Origin of the sequence: Parapedobacter defluvii, from assembly GCF_014642075.1 — a bacterium.
Taxonomy (GTDB): Bacteria; Bacteroidota; Bacteroidia; order Sphingobacteriales; family Sphingobacteriaceae; genus Parapedobacter; species Parapedobacter defluvii.
On sequence record NZ_BMIK01000018.1, the window covers coordinates 73814 to 91014 of the forward strand.

Consider the following 17201-nt stretch of genomic DNA (forward strand, 5'->3'; position numbering starts at 1 on the left):
CCATACAATATCATGAAAACACTGAAGACATACATGCTCATCCTTCCTATCAGCGCAGTGACGCTTTTCGTAGCACTACCCAACGGGGCCGATGCACAGCTTGCTATAGCGGAAGTCATCAAAGCGGGAATCAAAAAAGTGGTCAAGGCCGTTGACCTCAAGATCCAACGCCTGCAAAACAAGACCATCTGGTTGCAGAATGCCCAAAAAGCCCTTGAGAACCAACTATCCAAACTCAAATTGGGCGAAATCGCCGACTGGACGGACAGGCAGCGCGAACTGTACAAGAATTACTACGAGGAACTCTGGAAAGTCAAGTCGATTCTTTCCTATTACAACCGCGTGAAAGAGCTAACCGAAAAACAGGGGGCCATACTGGAGGAATACAGGTCGGCCTGGCAGCTTTTCCAACAGGACACTAATTTCTCACCGGACGAACTTGCCTATATCGGGAAAGTCTACACGGGCATACTGGAAGCAAGCGTCAAAAATGTAGACCAGATCATCCTCGTGGTCAACAGCTTCAAAATGCAGATGTCCGATGCCGCAAGGCTCGAAATCATCATGGAAGCCAGCAACCGCATGGAGGAAAACCATGCCGATCTACGGCAATTCAACAGGCAGAATGCCATGCTCAGCATCCAGCGGGCCAAGTCAACCGATGAAACACAACGATTAAGGAAAATATATGGAATCGACGAATAATATAGCCGCCGCAGCCAACATGGTGCGGAGAAAAGTACGCACGTTGCTTGCCATTGCTAGCCTCACGGCCATCGCCTCATCCTTCACCACCAGTGCAGGGGCACAGACGTTTTCCGAATGGTTTCGGCAGAAAAAAACACAGAAGCAGTACCTCGCAGAGCAAATCATTGCGCTGAAAGCCTACGGAACGGTGCTGAAAAAAGGCTATCACGTAGCCTCGTCGGGCCTTGGCATCATCAGGGGTTTCCGAGACGATGAGTTCAATCTCCACTCCACATTTTTCTCGTCGCTTGCAGCCGTCAATCCCGCCATCCGCGACGATGTGAAAATCGCTGAAACAATTGCCCTGCAAATCGCCATCATCGCCGCATTCAACGGTGCCGACAACGACGGAAACCACGGGCAATATATCCGGGACGTAAAAAGCAAAGTACTGGATGAATGCGCGGTTGACCTAAGCGAACTGTCCAGCATCGTGCTTTCCGGCAAGCTCGAACTGGAAGACGACGAACGGATCAGGCGGCTTGAAAAAGTAGCCGCCTCGATGCGTGACAAGGCCGCATTCACGCAGAAATTCACAGGTGATGTGCGGTTGCTCGCCCTGATGCAAAACCGAGAAGAGATACAGATTAATAACCTGAAAACCTGGTTCAGCCATGAAGATGATTAAAAAGATATGCCTCATCCTTGTGCTTGGCACATCCCTGTACGCCCCAGCAAAAGCGCAGACCGACGAGGTGGTGCAATTGCTCCTGAATGTGGAGAAACTCAGCCAACTGAAAGGCATCCTTTCGGACATGAAGCGCGGCTATGAAATCATCAGCGGGGGATACAATGCCGTCAGGGATGTCTCACGGGGCAACTTCAACCTGCATAACGTCTTCCTCGATGGTTTGATGGCCGTCAACCCCGAAATCAGGAAATACCACCGCATCGCCGACATCATCCGGTACCAAAAGGACATCGTGACCGAATACAGGGCCACTTTCGACCGATTCAGGGCATCGGGCAATTTCACGGAAAGCGAACTGGCCTATTTCGCGAATGTCTACAAACGGCTTTTTGACCAGAGCCTTGCCAACCTCGATGAACTCATCATGGTCACGACCGCCTCGCAACTCAGGATGTCGGACGATGAACGCCTGAACGCCATAGACCGGATATTCCATGATGTGGAAGACAAGCTGCAATTCCTTCGGCATTTCAACCGCGAGGGCGGTGTCCTTGCCCTGCAACGCGAACGTGAAAAACGGGAAACCCAAGCATTGCAAGAATTATACGATACAGACAATGAATAATCGAACCCCAAATTACCTGAAAATAATGGGAGCGTTGTTGCTCGTGGCCGCCCCCGCTGCCCTTTGCCGTGCCCAGAGCGCCGCCGAGATTGGCGGGCTGCAAAGCGTGCTCGATACAGTTTACTCCGACATGCTTCCCCTTTGCGGTCGCCTCATCGGGGCGGGCCGTGGCCTTGCGGGTTTCGCCGCCCTCTGGTTTATAGCAAGCCGTGTTTGGCGGCAAATCGCCGCCGCCGAAGCCATAGACTTCTATCCTTTGCTCCGCCCTTTCGGGATTGGCCTTGCCATCCTTTTCTTCCCCGTGGTGCTGGACGTGATGAATGGCGTACTCAAGCCCATCACCGATGCGACATCGGGCATGGTGGAGGATTCCGACCGTGCCATCGCCACCCTGTTGAAGCAAAAGGAGGAAGCCGTGAGAAACTCTGCCCATTGGCAAATGTACGTGGGGGAAAGCGGAAAAGGCGATATGGACAAATGGTATAAGTATACCTATCCCGATGACCCCAAGCGGGAGGGTGAAAGCTGGATGGACAAGGTAATCGGAAATGACATCAAATTCTGGATGGACAAGCAATCCTATAATTTCAGGAACAACGTGAAACAGTGGTTGAGCGAAGTGCTGCAAGTGCTGTTCGCAGCCGCCGCACTCTGCATCAACGCCATCCGGACTTTCTTCCTCATCGTATTGGGCATCCTTGGGCCACTGGTTTTTGGACTATCCGTATTCGATGGGTTACAGCATACACTCACCGTATGGATTGCACGCTACATCAATGTGTACCTATGGTTGCCCGTCTGCAACATCTTCGGCAGCATCATCGGCAAAATCCAGGAAAAAATGCTGCAACTGGACATTTCGGAAATCGGACAGGAGGGCGATACCCTATTCAGTCCAACCGATACAGCCTATCTCATCTACCTCATCATCGGCATACTGGGGTACTTCACGGTGCCAAGCGTGGCCAACTACATCGTACACGCATCGGGTGCAAATGCCCTTATGCAACGCGTCAACTCATTGATAGTGAATCCCGGCGATGCCGTCACCCAGAAGCTCACGGATGGCGGTGACATGGCAAAAGACGTATTCGGTGACGATGCCCGCACCATGCGCAACCACATGGCAGGGGCCGGAAGAAGCGACTACTTCAATTCCGGAAGCAGCCACCAGGGGGACCGGATACAGGGGAATTAACGAAAAAATCAAAAGCGACCGAAAATGTTCAAACAATTCAAAAATATCGACACGGCATTCAGGCATATCAAGACCTTCAGCATCGTTTTTTTGGGTGCGACAACGTTATTATGCGGATTTGTCATATACAAAAGCCACGAAACCGTCGAACGGATACTTTCAAGCATATGGGTAATCGTGGACAACAGACCCATCCAAGCGAAAATCGCTGCCCGCAAAGACAACCTTGAAGTGGAAGCAAGGCGGCACGTCACGGAGTTCCATCGGCTCTTTTTTACGCTCGACCCGGATGAAAAAGCAATCACCAGCACCATTACAAAGGCACTCTACCTTGCGGACGAAAACGCCAAAAGGCAATACGACAACCTGCGTGAAAGCGGCTACTATTCCGGCCTTATCTCCGGGAACATCAGCCAGCGCATCACCATAGACAGCATCCGGCTCGATATGCGCAGCGAACCCTATGCGTTCAGGTGCTATGCCACGCAGCAACTCATCCGTTCGAGCGGAACGCTTATCCGGATACTCACCACCACGGGAACGCTCCATAATGTCGCCCGGACGGATAACAATCCCCACGGATTCATCATACGCCGTTGGGAAACGCTGGAAAACCGAGATAAAACACAATAAGCCATGTTCGGGAAAAAAAATAAGCGAGACAACGATCAGCAGGGGAAAAGGCTTGCGGAGAACATTGCGGGCAAGGTATACCGTACCCAGACCCGCCTTGCCAATTACCTCAACCGGAAAACCGCCGGAACGACAAGGAAACAGCAAATCGTTTTCCTTGCCACATTCACCATTGCACTGGGCGTATACTGCATATACCTAATACTCGATAGCATTTTTTCCTGAAAGGAATATACCACGCACATAAATCAAACAAAATGGAAACAAACACCAAATCTCTGAACGAAAAGCAGCGCAGGTTCCTTCTTGCGCTGCCCTTGCTGGTACTGCCGTTCACCGCATTGGCTTTCCACGCCCTTGGAGGCGGCAAAGGGACAATCGAGGCCACCGAAGCGCAGGCTCCGGGTATCAATACCAATCTGCCAAGCGCGGATTTCAGCAGGGAAAAGCCGCAGAGCAAACTCGATCTGTACGAACAGGCAAGGCAGGATTCAATCAAGCGGGCAAGGGACCGGGAAAGCCGCGCCGCAATTGCCAACTCGATTTCCGATGGGTTCACCGATACGCAGGAACAACGCGTCATGGAAAAACTTGCCCTACTCGAAGATGAACTCAACAAACCATTGGACGGGACACCGCAGACCGCAAACGCCGCGCCAATCCCCGAAAGGCAATCCGCGACGATGCCCGACACCGAGGCCGACATCGAACGGCTGGAGCGCATGATGGACAACCTGTACCGGGAAGATCCCGCCGAAGATGCCGAACTGGACCAGCTAAACGGAATGCTCGAACGCATCCTTGACATCCAGCACCCCGGTAGAGTGCATGAGAAGCTGATGGAACAGTCACTTGCTAACAAGGAAAGTGCATATCCCGTAAACCTCGCAGGGGATACCCTGGCGAACAACGGTATCCGCGCAGTCATCCATCGCGACCAAGAAGCGGTGAACGGCTCGTCCATACAACTCCGGCTACTCGACAGCATCTACGTAAACGGCAGGCTTATCCCCGCCAACAGCTTCGTACATGGAACATGCGCCGTGGGCGGCGAACGGCTCACCATAACGGTGCGCACCTTGCGCCACGGAAACTCCATACTCCCCGTATCGCTCACCGCCTATGATATGGATGGGATGCAGGGGCTTTACGCCCCCGGGGCGCTCACTCGCGATGCTGCGGCACAGGGAGGAAACGATGCCATACAGGGCATGCAACTCATGTCACTCGACCCAAGCCTTGCCGCCCAAGCGGCCACGGCAGGTGTCAATGCCGCAAAGGGGCTTTTCAGCCGCCGGATCAAGCAAATCAAGGTCAAAGCGAAAGCCGGATATACGCTATTGCTCAGGGATGACAACCAACGATAATTGAAACCAACTAAAAACAAGATGAAAACGATAATCCTAATCATTTCCCTATGCTGCCTCGCCAACCTGCCGGGCATGTCACAGGAAACTGCCTACCCCACAACGCGGGTGAGCAAACTGCCCATAAAGGGTACGGTCACGAAAGACCGTAACAGCAAGATGCGTGCGGTACTGCATGACATCCACATTCTCGATGATGTGCTGTATTTCCGGATCGGGGTGCGCAACGGCTCCCACATCCGGTTCGACATTGATTTTATCCGCTTCTATATCCGCGACAGGAAATTGGCCAAACGCACCGTTACGCAGGAACATGAAGTCATGCCCGTTGACATCGACGGACTCGAAAGGCCGGCCGTTGACGGCAAATGCGGAAAGACCATCGTGGCCGCGCTGGATAAATTCACGGTGGCCGATGGGAAGCTGTTCACCATTGAAATATATGAAAAAGACGGAGGACGGCACCTTTTCCTGAAAGTGCGCAACCGGCACATCGAAAACGCAAAGCTCTTAAACTGAACGTACCATGCAACTGGCAAAGCCGGAAATAGCACCGAAACTCGTCGAATACCTGCAAGGGCAACAGGAAAAAGGCATGTCATGGCTAGTTTATGACAGGGAATTGGACATCAGAAGCACACTTGATGTCACCTGTTTCAAAAGGCAGCGGGATGCACATGCCTTCGTAGATGCGGGGTTCGCAAACCCCCTCTACCTCGATGTGGACACCATCGGCAGCACACTAAGGAGACTTGAAGAAATAATCAAATTCCAACAAACAATTGAAAAGGAGAATACCATGAACACCAACAAATTGGAAGAACAATTGGGCTATCTTGAAGATGTCAAGATCGACCCCGCAATCATCAAAACCGTAAGGGAGGGCATTGAAAAAGGCGTGCCCAATTTCAACGTTACCGACCAACACCTGCCCGAAATCGGAACAAAGGGGGTGATAGACTTTGAGCTACCCGTCCGCAAATCCGGCCAGTCGGAAAATTATTATATGGACAGGTTTGAACTTGCGTTCTCAAAAGCCGACCCCCTGCCCGAAAAACATGCGTACTATATCGTATCGCAGGAAGAGGGCAAAAATCTGCACAGGCAATTCACCAGTCCGGTAAAAGCCATCGAGTACTTCAACAGCAAAGATGGCGAACGCCAGCTTGTCAGGGGTACCGGGCCCACCCCAGACAAAAGCGAAACGCTTGTCAGGAAAGACGGGGACGAGCTTTTATACGTAAAGCCGGATTTTAAGCAAGCATACCATTCAAAACCGATCAGGCAGTCATTCTCCATCCAGGAGGGACAGGGCTTTACGCTTCGGCAAGCCTTGCATCTCATTCAGGGCAGGGGCGTTTACAAGGATAACCTGCTCGATGCAAGCGGCCAGCAATACAAAGCGTACATTATAATTAACAGGGAGGAACCGCTTTCCAACGGTACGGGCTACCGTTACCGCCCATTGCGCGATCCGGAATACGGATTCGACCCGGAAAGGATAATCAAACAGGACTATGACATCATCGAAGCAAAAGATGCCCAAAAATTCCCCGAACTCATGGCAAAACTAAAAGACGGGGAACGGGTGAACGTGACGGCGGAAAAGAATGGCAAGCAATACAAAGTGGCAATAGAATTGGCACCCCGCTACAAAAACGTCAACTTCTTCGACAGGAAAGGCGAATCCCTCGGACGGGAATTTTTCAACCGCAAAAACCAGGAATTGAAAAACCCCGTCGTCATGAAACGGGAATGGGATTTAACGAAAAGGGAGGGTATGCGTCTCCGTTAGATAGACTATACAGCCGCCATCCGCGTTAATAATAACAAAACTCATTAATCAAAAAAACAGACAGATGGACACATTCAATCAATTGAAAGACCTCATCGCTTCAGTGGAGGACGATGCGGTCAAATTCTTCGAGAAAGGCAATGCCGCAGCGGGTACACGTGTAAGAAAAGCGTTGCAGCAAGCCAAAACGCTTGCTCAGGACATCCGCAACGACGTTACGGCAAAGAAAAACACCAAGTAACCGTTTTCTCAGATTCCGAAAGAGGCCCGTTATGGACGCATGACGGGCCTTTTCTGTTCGTATTTAAAATCGCTAACTTTGTGTAAGTCACCAATGAAACAATAACTATGAAACCGATAGCAGCTATTATCGCCTCGATTTCCACGGTGGGTTTATTGGCCACCGCCTGTACATCAAATCCCGATAAGTCAGACCTTACTCAAAAGGTTGCGGGGGTTTACGCCTCGGAGAGCGAAAACGAATTTGATTATTTCAAGGATACGTTGGAAATAAAAGCAACGGATGATGGCCGAATGGACATCATGTTCCTCGCACGTTGGTCAAGCGCAAAAAAAGATGACCCACAGCGCCCCGTGAACAAAGTAGCGGGTGTCTGGAATAACCACGGCAAAGGAAAAACACTTATAGCCGACTTGCAGGCAAGCGATACAACACTCCGCATCGCAGCCCCGATGGATGAAAGCGTCACCATTGTTCCCGTTGATTTGGAAAACGGCAGCCTCAGTTGGCCCCATCAGGACGGAACGGAAGAAATCTTTGTCAAAATCAACCCATAGGCATTGGGAAACCAAAATACCAACATCCCTTAACATTGGATTAGGGAAAATCAAAAGCTGGTCGGTGCCAGCTTTTTGCTTTTAACAGCAACCCATCTGCCAAGATACCAACCGCTATCCCATCTTTTCTGCCTCATCGGCCTTTGTTAAACAAATTTCTGAAACACCCCCCTCACGTCAAGGCGGCTCCACTTCGTTCCGCTTGTTTTCGGGAAAAAATCTTCCCTGTTCGCTCCGCTCACGAGGTATTTTTTCCCGAAAAGCCTTGCCTTTGAGGGGGCCGTGTTTTAGGTGGGCTGTTTATCAAAAGCCGGCGAGGCTCCTGCCGAGACGGTTTTTTGCGAATGTTCTTTAAAAATTCAGGCAGATGGACACACTTAACAAAGCGCCCCCGTCTTGGTTTCCCCTTTTTTTCGGGCTACGACCGAGACCAAGATTTAACAGGATTTTTTTTCATTAAAGACAAAATTATCATGAAAACGACAGTAATCGGAAGCAACAAAGGAAACACCCAAAACAACGGTGCAGCCGCAAAAGATACGGCTAAAAATGAAGTGCAGGCAAAGGTAGGCACAGCCACGGACGACAGTAAAGCGAAAGCCGGGGAAGTAAACGGTAAAGCCGTTGCAGCCGTCAGCAATCCGCAAAACACGGAAAAGGTGTTGGTAGCTGAAAAAGCCGAGCCGACCAAAGCGGAGCTTAGACAAAAACTGGTCAATGAACCCCCTGCAATGGGGTTGGATGAAACCATAAAATGGGTCGAGACGTTGCACCGCAAAAAGTTGCAACGGGAAAAGCTCATTGCTACCATCGATGAATTGGAAGCGTTTGAAGTTGAACAGTTGGACGATGCCAAGGAAGTCGGGCTTGACCAGTTCCAAGGTTGTGAATTGACCATTACCGACGATAATGGCAATGATTTTTCCACCAAAAATCCATTTATCATCAATGCCGTTGCGCAGCATGTTAAAACGCTTTGCGTTGGAAAACTTGCAGAAATCGAGGGAGAAATCCGAATCCCACACTAATAAGATGGTTTGCCCCCTGCATGAACCGTGCAGGGGCATTCTTTCCATTTATCAAACATCACGGATATGGAAGAGGCATTTATCGAACACCTTGACCAATTGTATTGGGAGGGTTACGGCCAGAAATTCAGGGATATGAACCCTAAAGCATATTTGGAGCAATTAATAAAGTTTATGAAAACATATAAAGCACTTGATAATGAAGTATGCAACCCTTTATCTGATGGTACGGGTGCTGGTGCAGTCCGAACACGAAAACGTAAGCGAAACCCAAACCGAAGTGGAACAGGGGATTTGTTCAATCAGTGACACGGGAAAGGTCAGGGTTTTGGAAACGGAGATTTTACTAACAAGAGTCAGGAATATTAAAATTTACAGAAATGGCAACTCAGATTAAAGAAAAGGTTTGGCGGCTTATCGGTACGGACATCGAAAAAAACGCCACAAGTATGGAAGCGATGACACAGGCGGGATTGGATTATGAAGTCGTAAAAAAAGGCAACACGCATAATTTGCCGAGTGGCGATAGCAAGGATTCCGATAGTTCGTTTTTCACTTTCAGGACGGACACGGAGGCAATTTTAGGCGACAAGGTTGGCAGCAGTTACGAAGTACTGCAAAATACCGATGCTTTTTCATTTTTCGATAGCATTGTGGGGGGCAGGGGAGGCATCCGGTATGAGACAGCAGGGGCATTGGGCTACGGTGAGACGATTTTTATCACCGCCAAATTGCCCGAACATATAAAAGTGGGCAGGGATGACCTTATTGAGCAATACCTGTTTTTGACAACCACCCACAACGGTACGGGCTGCATAACAATCGCATTTACTCCCGTACGTATTTGGTGCGCCAACACGCTTAACGCAGCTTTGGCAAATTGCAGCAATTGCATCAAGATACGCCACACGGCAAGCGCAGCCGAGAAGTTGAAAAGCGCACATAAAATGTTGGGTATATCCGACCAATTAGCAGGGGAATTACAAAGCATCTTCAACCGCTGGGCAAGGGTACGTATTACCGATCCGCAGGTAAAACGCTTGGTACAACTGGCAATGGTACCGAATAGGGAAACCTATGAGAAACTCCGGACGGGCAAGTACGAGGAATTGAGCAGCCAATACAATAACATGGTGAGCAGCGTTTTCGATTATGCCATGACGAGCGACAGCCAACAGGTAAACACCACTAAGGGAACATTGTTCGGTGCTTACAATGCCGTTACCGGGTATTTCCAAAACGTGCGCAATTTCAAGGATGACGAAAGCAAGTTTAAAAGCATCATGCACGGTACGGGTTACGACCGCTCCCAAACGGCTTTTAACCTATGCTTGGACTTCGCCAAGAGCGGAAGCCGTGCATTGCGGTTCAACTAACGGAATCATTAACCAAAGCGGAGGCGCAACCGCACAAAGGGCGCATTTTTTTATCATGAAACACGATTTTGAAGAACGTAGGCAAAAACGCATCATGAATGCGAAGAACCGAGCGAAGAAAAACGAACAGGAAGCTGAAAGCCTGTATAAACGTGCCGAAGAAATGGCGGGCGTTATCCCATTCGGGCAACCCATTTTAGTTGGCCACCATTCGGAAAAAAGGGACCGCAATTATCGGGAGAAAATATATAATACCTATGGCAAATCCTTTGAAAAACAGGATAAAGCAACGTATTACGAGGAAAAAGCGGAAACCATAGAAAGCAATACCGCCATTTTTTCGGATGACCCCCAAGCATTGCAGAAGTTGGAAGCAAAGCTAAAAGAATTGCAGGACAATCAGGATTTTATGAAAGCCACCAATAGGTTTATCAAGAAAAAAGACAAGGCAGGTTTTTTAGCGTTGCCCTATGCTACTGAAAAATTGTGGGAGGAAGTGACAACCCCCAACGTCATGGGAGATATTGGCTTTGCCCACTATAAACTGTCCAACAACAATGCAAACATCAGACGGATTAAACAGCGCATAGAACAGTTACGCAAGCGAGAGCAGAAACAGCCGTTTGATAAGGTCATCAATGGCGTTCGGATAGTTGAAAATATAGAAGCCAACCGCTTGCAAATGGTATTCGATGGCAAACCGAATGCAGATTTTAGGAAGCAATTAAAATCGAACGGTTTCCGTTGGTCGCCAACGGAGGGGGCGTGGCAGCGGCATATATCAAATTGGGCATTGCACGTTGCAAAAGAGATTGTGCAGGGATTGAATGCCGAATAATGCCGAAAATCCAACATCCCCTCAAAAGCATTTTAAGCCGTTTTGAGGGGATGTTTTTCTAAGCAAACAAATTCCTTTTCCGAGGCAAAAAAGCCGCCCGAAAGGCTTAAAACAGCCTAAAAACGGCCTTTTTTTCGCGCGCTAAGAGCGTTTTAGGAGCGATTTATGAGCATTGTAGACTTGCAAAATGCGCTTTTATATCCCTAACTAAGGTTTTCAAAAACGTTTAATGTTATATTTTTTTAGGGTTATTGAGAAATAATCTTGACTTTTATAAACAGATTGTTTCAACCATTTAAATAAAATCCAATTAATGAACAATTTAAGAGGCTCCATTTGGAAAAAATGTGACTTTCATGTCCATACCCCCTTTTCAGCTTTGGCAAATAATTTTGGAGACGACTTCGACAAATATGTTAAAACCCTGTTTAAAAAGGCAATCGAGAAGAAAATAAAAATCATTGGCATTACAGACTATTTTACCATTGACGGTTACAAAAAAATCAAAAAAGACTATTTAAACAATCCCCAAAAGTTGAAGCAACTGTTTTCCGATGAAGAAGTTGCCGAAATCAAGAATATCCTTCTTCTTCCAAATGTTGAATTTAGGCTAAATAAGATTGTACAAATAAATAAGATTAATCGCGATGGAAAAGTTAAAACCGAAAGCGGGAGAATTAACCTGCATGTGATATTCTCCGATGAATTATCAACGAATTTAATTGAGGAGAGTTTTCTGCATGACCTTGACTTTGTATATGAATCTGATCCCGATGAAAGCGATAAAAGGAAAAAACTCAAAACAGGCAACCTAAGCCAACTTGGTCGGAGATTGAAAAGCGAGCAGCCGGACATAACGGGGCCTGATTTACAGGTCGGGATGACCCATGCCGTGGTTGACGATGGAAAGATAGGAGCCATATTAAGTGAAAACAATGATTTTAAGGGAAAGTATTTAGTTGTCGTTCCTTCCGATGAAGACTTATCAGATATTCAATGGAAAAGCCAGGATGGATTGACTCGTAAAACTATACTACAACGCGCAAATGCATTTTTTAGTTCCAATGCCAACACGATCGCATTTGGATTGGGGGATAAATCAGGTAGTGAGGAACAGTTTGTCAAGGAATTTAAGACTATAAAACCTTGTATTTGGGGTTCAGATGCCCATGATTTTGACAAATTATTTGAACCAGATGAGCAGCGATATTGTTGGATTAAAGCAGACGCTACTTTTGAAGGCATAAGGCAAATATTATTTGAACCTCGGGACCGGGTGTTTATTGGTGAATATCCAGCACTTTTTTCAAGAATTAAAAGCGCAAGGGGTAATTATATCAACAGTATCAGTGTCAATCAGATAAATGGCTATGACGAAAGAAAGGGTATATGGTTTAAAAATTTTGAGCTGCAACTTGGATTTGAATTGATTGCGATTATCGGTAATAAAGGTAAAGGTAAAAGCGCTATTGCTGACATAATCGGCCTTTTAGGAAACTCGCACGTAAATAATAAGGATTTTTCATTTTTGAACAGTGACAAGTTTCGCCAGAAAGGATATGCAGAAAATTTTGTCGGCAGCATGAAATGGTACGACAAAACGCTCTATGAAAAGAATTTAAATGAAAATGTTGATTTGACGACCGTTGAACGAGTAAAGTACATACCACAATCTTATCTGGAAAAATTATGCAATAATGAAGATAGTGGATTCAAAGAAGAAATCAATAAGGTTGTTTTTTTAAGGCTGGATGATTCAGATAAACTTGGCAAAAAGAGTTTTGATGAACTTGAGAGTTTTAAAACAGAATTAATTGCTCAGCAAATTGATGATCTGACTTTAAAGCTTAATTCGGCTAATAGAACCATAGATTTATTGGAGAAAAAATCATCAAGTGATTATAAAAAGGGTATCGAAAACAAAAGAAATATTAAAACACAAGAATTGGCCGCTCATGAAAAAGAGAAAGAGAATATAGTGGTTGTAACAAACCCTGAGAACGATACTACACTTTCAGCCGAACAGCGGAAAAAAGCTGAACAGGTGTCTCTACTTGAGCAACAAATTACAGCCCAAGAAGCCTTGATTGAAAGTACTACTTTGGAATTGTCGAATTTGAAAATTCGCCAATCTGATTTGGTGATTCTGTCTTCAGATGTATTAAGACAACAACAAAACATCGAAGAATGGAAGGCTTCAAAAACAGCTTTGTTTTCACAGTATGGCTTGGACATTAACTCAATTATCAATCTCAATGTTGATGTAAGCAAATTGCAGGAACTAATTCAGCAAGCCAATGGGTCAATTAAGAGCACTTCAGATTTACTGTTGGCAGATGCCAATGCATTAGGAGCGCAGAACAGTTTAGTAGTTAAACTTAATAGATTAAGGCATGAAAAAACACAGTTAGAAAAGGACTTGGAGAAGCCCTTTAAGGATTACCAAGATTATTTAGTTAAGATAAAAGAATGGGAGGCAAAGCAAAAGGCTATTGTTGGAAATGATGTCACTGATGATACAATTAAATTTTATGAAAAGGAATTGAATTATGTAGAAAACGAACTCCCAAGCGAATTGACCGCACAAATTGAATTACGAAAGTCAATTGTAATTAATATTTATGAGCAAAAAAAACAAATTCAAGAGATTTATGATAAGATGAAGGAAGCAATTTCGGAAGTCCTTGAAGAATATTCCGCCGAGCAAAACATTACTATTGAGAGTTCCTTTAAAGTTGACAAGCAATTTTACACACAGTTCTTCGATTATGTAAATCGGTATGGACACTTTTATCAGGGAGGTGATGAGGAATTGAGGAAACTAACAGCGAAATACAACTTTGACAGCAGTGAGCGAGTTAAAGATTTTATTGATGACATTTCCAACCTCGATATTCGATTTAAAGACAATAGAAAAGTGGATTTTTATAATTACCTATGTTCTTTGACCTATTTACGTCCAGAATATGACTTAAGATTGAACGATAAGAGTCTAAATCAATTGTCTCCCGGTGAGAAAGGAGGCTTGTTGTTAGTGTTTTATTTAGTACTTGATAAAGATAACAAGCCGTTAATCATTGACCAGCCGGAAGATATCCTTGACAATCAAAGTGTAGCGGAAATATTAGTACCATATATCAAACGAGCCAAAAAACTCAGGCAGATTATAATGGTTACTCATAATCCTAACTTGGCTATCGTCGCTGATGCCGAACAGATTGTATATATGAATATTGATAAGGAAAATAACTATGTGGTTTCATGTGATTCAGGAGGAATTGAAAACCCAATAATGAATGGTCATATAGTAGATATTTTAGAAGGAAGGATGAAAGCCTTTGATAATCGCCGTGTTAAATATAAAAAGTACGTTTCAAGTAATTTTTAGAGCATTTTGGATGAAATTATGAGTTTTTATACATACCTTTATAGTTCAAAACAGGCTTATTTATATCCCTGAAAATTGGATTAAGCCGTGTGTTTGAAACGTTTTGGTATATTCTGATACAGTATCATTTTTACCCTATTCTTAACCCTGTTAAGAGAGTTTGATGGTAAATAATTGATAAATAGTCATTTAGAGAAGGGTAGCGCAATCCCGCCACCCCGACTTAAAAAAATGGAATGCCTTCGTTTAGTTTAGCGAAGGCATTCCATTTTTTAATATCCTCAAGTACTGCCCCTCTCTTTAAATCACTTTCATTAGTTATCCCTATTTGAAGCTATATGGAGAAAAAGCGGTTGATGATTTCGGCTCCATTGCGCTACTAGAAGAATCGAAAGCAACATGATTGGCCTATGTTCATTGCAATATATACGACCAGTCTTAAAGCTACAAAAAACTGTATTTAAACGAATAATTGGCCGAATCGTAGTTAGATTTGTTATAGTACCCCAATATTTCTAACTTAACGTACTTACCTTCGGAGGTTTTAATAATCAAAATGCGGCCAGGGATCGGATTTATACTATGATCGGCCATATTGTACTCATACCAACCATTACCGCTACCTGTTGGGATTGCCTTTTCAGCCTCAGAATCTGTTCTGAAATCTACATCTGGCCGTTTGGTTACTTTTTCGAAAGAAGTATCTTTCAATAGCGCCGCTGTAACTTTGCCTGTACCACTGCTGCCACCGTTAATCAATACCGTGGTACGATTGAAGGCAATATCCCAATCTGCTGAAGCATCGGCAACCTCTTTTCCAGTGGTTAAATTGAAATAAGCTGTTTTGGATGAAGCATCCAAATTATTGATCGTTTTAATTTCCTGTGCATAAAGCTGAGTAGAGAGTACGAGCGCGAGCACACAGATCGCAACCCGATAAAGATATATTGTTTTCATGCAACAAATATACCGCATTCTGTAATTATTTATAACGAATCTAAACAATTAACTGAAAATATATGGTTCTGAGAAACGGAATAAAAAGTTGTCCGCATTTGTCGGAAAAAAATCCGTACCTTCGCATCCCGTACACAAACGTGATGGTTACAGCTTTTTTAGCTTAGACAGCGTATAAAATACACCCAAAATTTGTCATGACTAAATACATTTTTGTTACGGGCGGCGTTACCTCGTCGTTAGGAAAAGGTATTATTTCGGCATCCTTGGCCAAGCTTCTTCAGGCGCGGGGCTATAAGGTTACCATTCAGAAATTTGATCCTTACATCAACATCGACCCCGGCACACTGAATCCTTATGAGCACGGCGAATGCTATGTCACGGAAGACGGAGCAGAAACCGATTTAGACCTCGGACATTACGAGCGTTTTCTGAATACCCCCACGTCGCAGGCTAATAATGTAACTACCGGACGGATTTACCAACATGTAATCGATAAAGAGCGCGAGGGTGCTTATCTCGGCAAAACGGTGCAGGTGGTACCGCACATTACCGATGAAATAAAACGAAGAATGTGCTTACTGGGTAAAGATGGTCATTACGACATCATTATCACCGAACTTGGGGGCACGGTTGGCGATATTGAATCGCTTCCTTTTATCGAAGCGGTACGCCAGCTACGCTGGGAGTTAGGGAGCAACAGTTCACTGGTGATCCATTTGACCCTTGTGCCGTTTCTCGCAGCAGCGGGCGAATTGAAAACCAAGCCAACCCAACATTCTGTAAAAACGTTACTGGAATACGGAATACAACCCGATGTATTGGTTTGCCGGACCGAACATCACCTCAATTCTGATATCCGAAAAAAGCTCGCATTGTTTTGCAACGTTCACATCAACGCTGTCATTGAGTCCATCGATGCCCCATCTATATACGACGTACCTTTACTTATGCTGAAAGAGCAGTTGGATAAGACGGTGTTGACCAAACTCAAGCTATCAACTAAAAGCGATCCTGACCTAGAAAGCTGGAAGATTTTCCTCGGCAAGCTAAAAAATCCTACTGCCGAAGTAACGATTGCATTGGTTGGGAAATATGTGGAGTTACCCGATGCTTACAAATCGATCAATGAGGCATTTATCCACGCTGGCGCGATGAACGAATGCAAGGTGAAAGTAAAATACATTGCTGCTGAAAGCATAAACGAACATAACGTTGCTGAAAAATTGGGCCGGGTTTGCGGTGTATTGGTTGCACCCGGTTTCGGCGAACGTGGATTGGAAGGCAAATTGGCTGCCATCCGGCACGTACGGGAAAATAACATTCCGTTTTTTGGTATTTGCCTGGGCATGCAGTGTGCTGTTATCGAGTTCGGACGGAATGTATTGAAATTGAAAGATGCAAACAGTTACGAGATGGACACAAAAACGAAGCATCCAGTCATCCATCTTATGGAGGAACAGAAAAAAGTAAAAAACATGGGCGGAACCATGCGGTTGGGTGCATATGACTGTGAAATCAAAAAAGGCACAAAAGCGGCCTCCATCTACGGAAAACAAAAAATATCAGAACGCCACCGTCATCGATATGAGTTCAATAACGATTACATGGCACAATATGAGGCCGCCGGCATGATTGCCTCGGGCATTAATCCAGACAATAATCTGGTGGAAATCGTTGAGCTCAAAAATCACCCTTTTTTCATCGCTGGACAATTCCACCCCGAATTAAAGTCAACAGTTGCAAATCCTCACCCACTTTTTGTTAGCTTTGTAGCCGCTTCTTTGGCCTATAGCAAAGCAGCAAAGCAGAAATAGCGC

The 17201-nt window shown here is 45.6% G+C and carries 18 protein-coding genes; 17 read left to right on the forward strand and 1 reads right to left on the reverse strand.

Translation table 11 applies throughout. The annotated features are described in order from the left end of the window. Positions 1–12 precede the first annotated feature (12 nt). From IEX60_RS19590 to IEX60_RS19665, 16 genes are all read left to right on the forward strand, one after another. Positions 13–705, forward strand: coding sequence for a conjugal transfer protein TraI (locus IEX60_RS19590; protein WP_188753103.1), 693 nt, complete (start codon positions 13–15; stop codon positions 703–705). Further along, positions 689–1375, forward strand: coding sequence for a hypothetical protein (locus IEX60_RS19595; RefSeq protein WP_188753104.1), 687 nt, complete (start codon positions 689–691; stop codon positions 1373–1375). Before IEX60_RS19590 ends, IEX60_RS19595 begins: the two co-directional genes overlap by 17 nt. Further along, positions 1362–2003 (forward strand): TerB family tellurite resistance protein, encoded by a 642-nt coding sequence (locus IEX60_RS19600; protein ID WP_188753105.1) that lies wholly within the window; start codon positions 1362–1364, stop codon positions 2001–2003. Before IEX60_RS19595 ends, IEX60_RS19600 begins: the two co-directional genes overlap by 14 nt. After that, positions 1996–3201, forward strand: coding sequence for a conjugative transposon protein TraJ (gene traJ / locus IEX60_RS19605; RefSeq protein ID WP_229717661.1), 1206 nt, complete (start codon positions 1996–1998; stop codon positions 3199–3201). The genes IEX60_RS19600 and traJ overlap by 8 nt, the downstream gene beginning before the upstream one ends. Positions 3202–3225: 24 nt before the next feature. Continuing rightward, a complete protein-coding gene (gene traK, locus IEX60_RS19610; RefSeq protein WP_188753106.1) occupies positions 3226–3834 on the forward strand; it encodes a conjugative transposon protein TraK in 609 nt (202 codons plus the stop codon). 3 nt (positions 3835–3837) lie between these two features. Beyond that, on the forward strand, positions 3838–4059 hold the full coding sequence (locus tag IEX60_RS19615; protein ID WP_188753107.1) for a hypothetical protein: 222 nt from the start codon (positions 3838–3840) through the stop codon (positions 4057–4059). A 32-nt stretch (positions 4060–4091) separates the two neighbouring features. After that, a complete protein-coding gene (traM, locus tag IEX60_RS19620) occupies positions 4092–5201 on the forward strand; it encodes a conjugative transposon protein TraM (RefSeq protein ID WP_188753108.1) in 1110 nt (369 codons plus the stop codon). Positions 5202–5222: 21 nt separating this feature from the next. Next, entirely contained in the window at positions 5223–5720 is a 498-nt protein-coding gene (locus IEX60_RS19625) for a DUF4138 domain-containing protein (protein WP_188753109.1), read from the forward strand. A gap of 7 nt (positions 5721–5727) precedes the next feature. Further along, a complete protein-coding gene (locus tag IEX60_RS19630; protein ID WP_188753110.1) occupies positions 5728–6996 on the forward strand; it encodes a hypothetical protein in 1269 nt (422 codons plus the stop codon). Between the two features lie 64 nt (positions 6997–7060). Further along, positions 7061–7237 carry a BF3379 family histone-like protein gene (locus IEX60_RS19635; RefSeq protein ID WP_188753111.1) on the forward strand — a complete coding sequence of 59 codons (177 nt, stop codon included), beginning with the start codon at positions 7061–7063 and terminating at the stop codon, positions 7235–7237. A gap of 107 nt (positions 7238–7344) precedes the next feature. After that, positions 7345–7794, forward strand: coding sequence for a hypothetical protein (locus IEX60_RS19640; protein ID WP_188753112.1), 450 nt, complete (start codon positions 7345–7347; stop codon positions 7792–7794). Positions 7795–8267: 473 nt separating this feature from the next. Then, positions 8268–8822, forward strand: coding sequence for a hypothetical protein (locus IEX60_RS19645; protein WP_188753113.1), 555 nt, complete (start codon positions 8268–8270; stop codon positions 8820–8822). A gap of 199 nt (positions 8823–9021) precedes the next feature. Next, a complete protein-coding gene (locus IEX60_RS19650) occupies positions 9022–9219 on the forward strand; it encodes a hypothetical protein (RefSeq protein WP_188753114.1) in 198 nt (65 codons plus the stop codon). Next, positions 9203–10198, forward strand: a complete 996-nt coding sequence (locus IEX60_RS19655) for a DUF932 domain-containing protein (protein WP_188753115.1) — start codon at positions 9203–9205, stop codon at positions 10196–10198. The genes IEX60_RS19650 and IEX60_RS19655 overlap by 17 nt, the downstream gene beginning before the upstream one ends. Positions 10199–10253: 55 nt before the next feature. Further along, entirely contained in the window at positions 10254–11036 is a 783-nt protein-coding gene (locus IEX60_RS19660) for a DUF3560 domain-containing protein (RefSeq protein WP_188753116.1), read from the forward strand. A gap of 313 nt (positions 11037–11349) precedes the next feature. Next, positions 11350–14424 (forward strand): TrlF family AAA-like ATPase, encoded by a 3075-nt coding sequence (locus IEX60_RS19665; RefSeq protein WP_188753117.1) that lies wholly within the window; start codon positions 11350–11352, stop codon positions 14422–14424. Positions 14425–14868: 444 nt separating this feature from the next. Here the strand turns inward: IEX60_RS19665 and IEX60_RS19670 are convergent, their stop codons facing one another. Next, a complete protein-coding gene (locus IEX60_RS19670; RefSeq protein WP_188753118.1) occupies positions 14869–15381 on the reverse strand; it encodes an HmuY family protein in 513 nt (170 codons plus the stop codon). Positions 15382–15578: 197 nt separating this feature from the next. Between IEX60_RS19670 and pyrG the strand changes: the two genes are divergently transcribed. Further along, complete coding sequence (gene pyrG, locus IEX60_RS19675) at positions 15579–17198, forward strand: CTP synthase (RefSeq protein ID WP_188753119.1); 1620 nt, start codon at positions 15579–15581, stop codon at positions 17196–17198. The last annotated feature ends 3 nt before the right edge of the window (positions 17199–17201 follow it).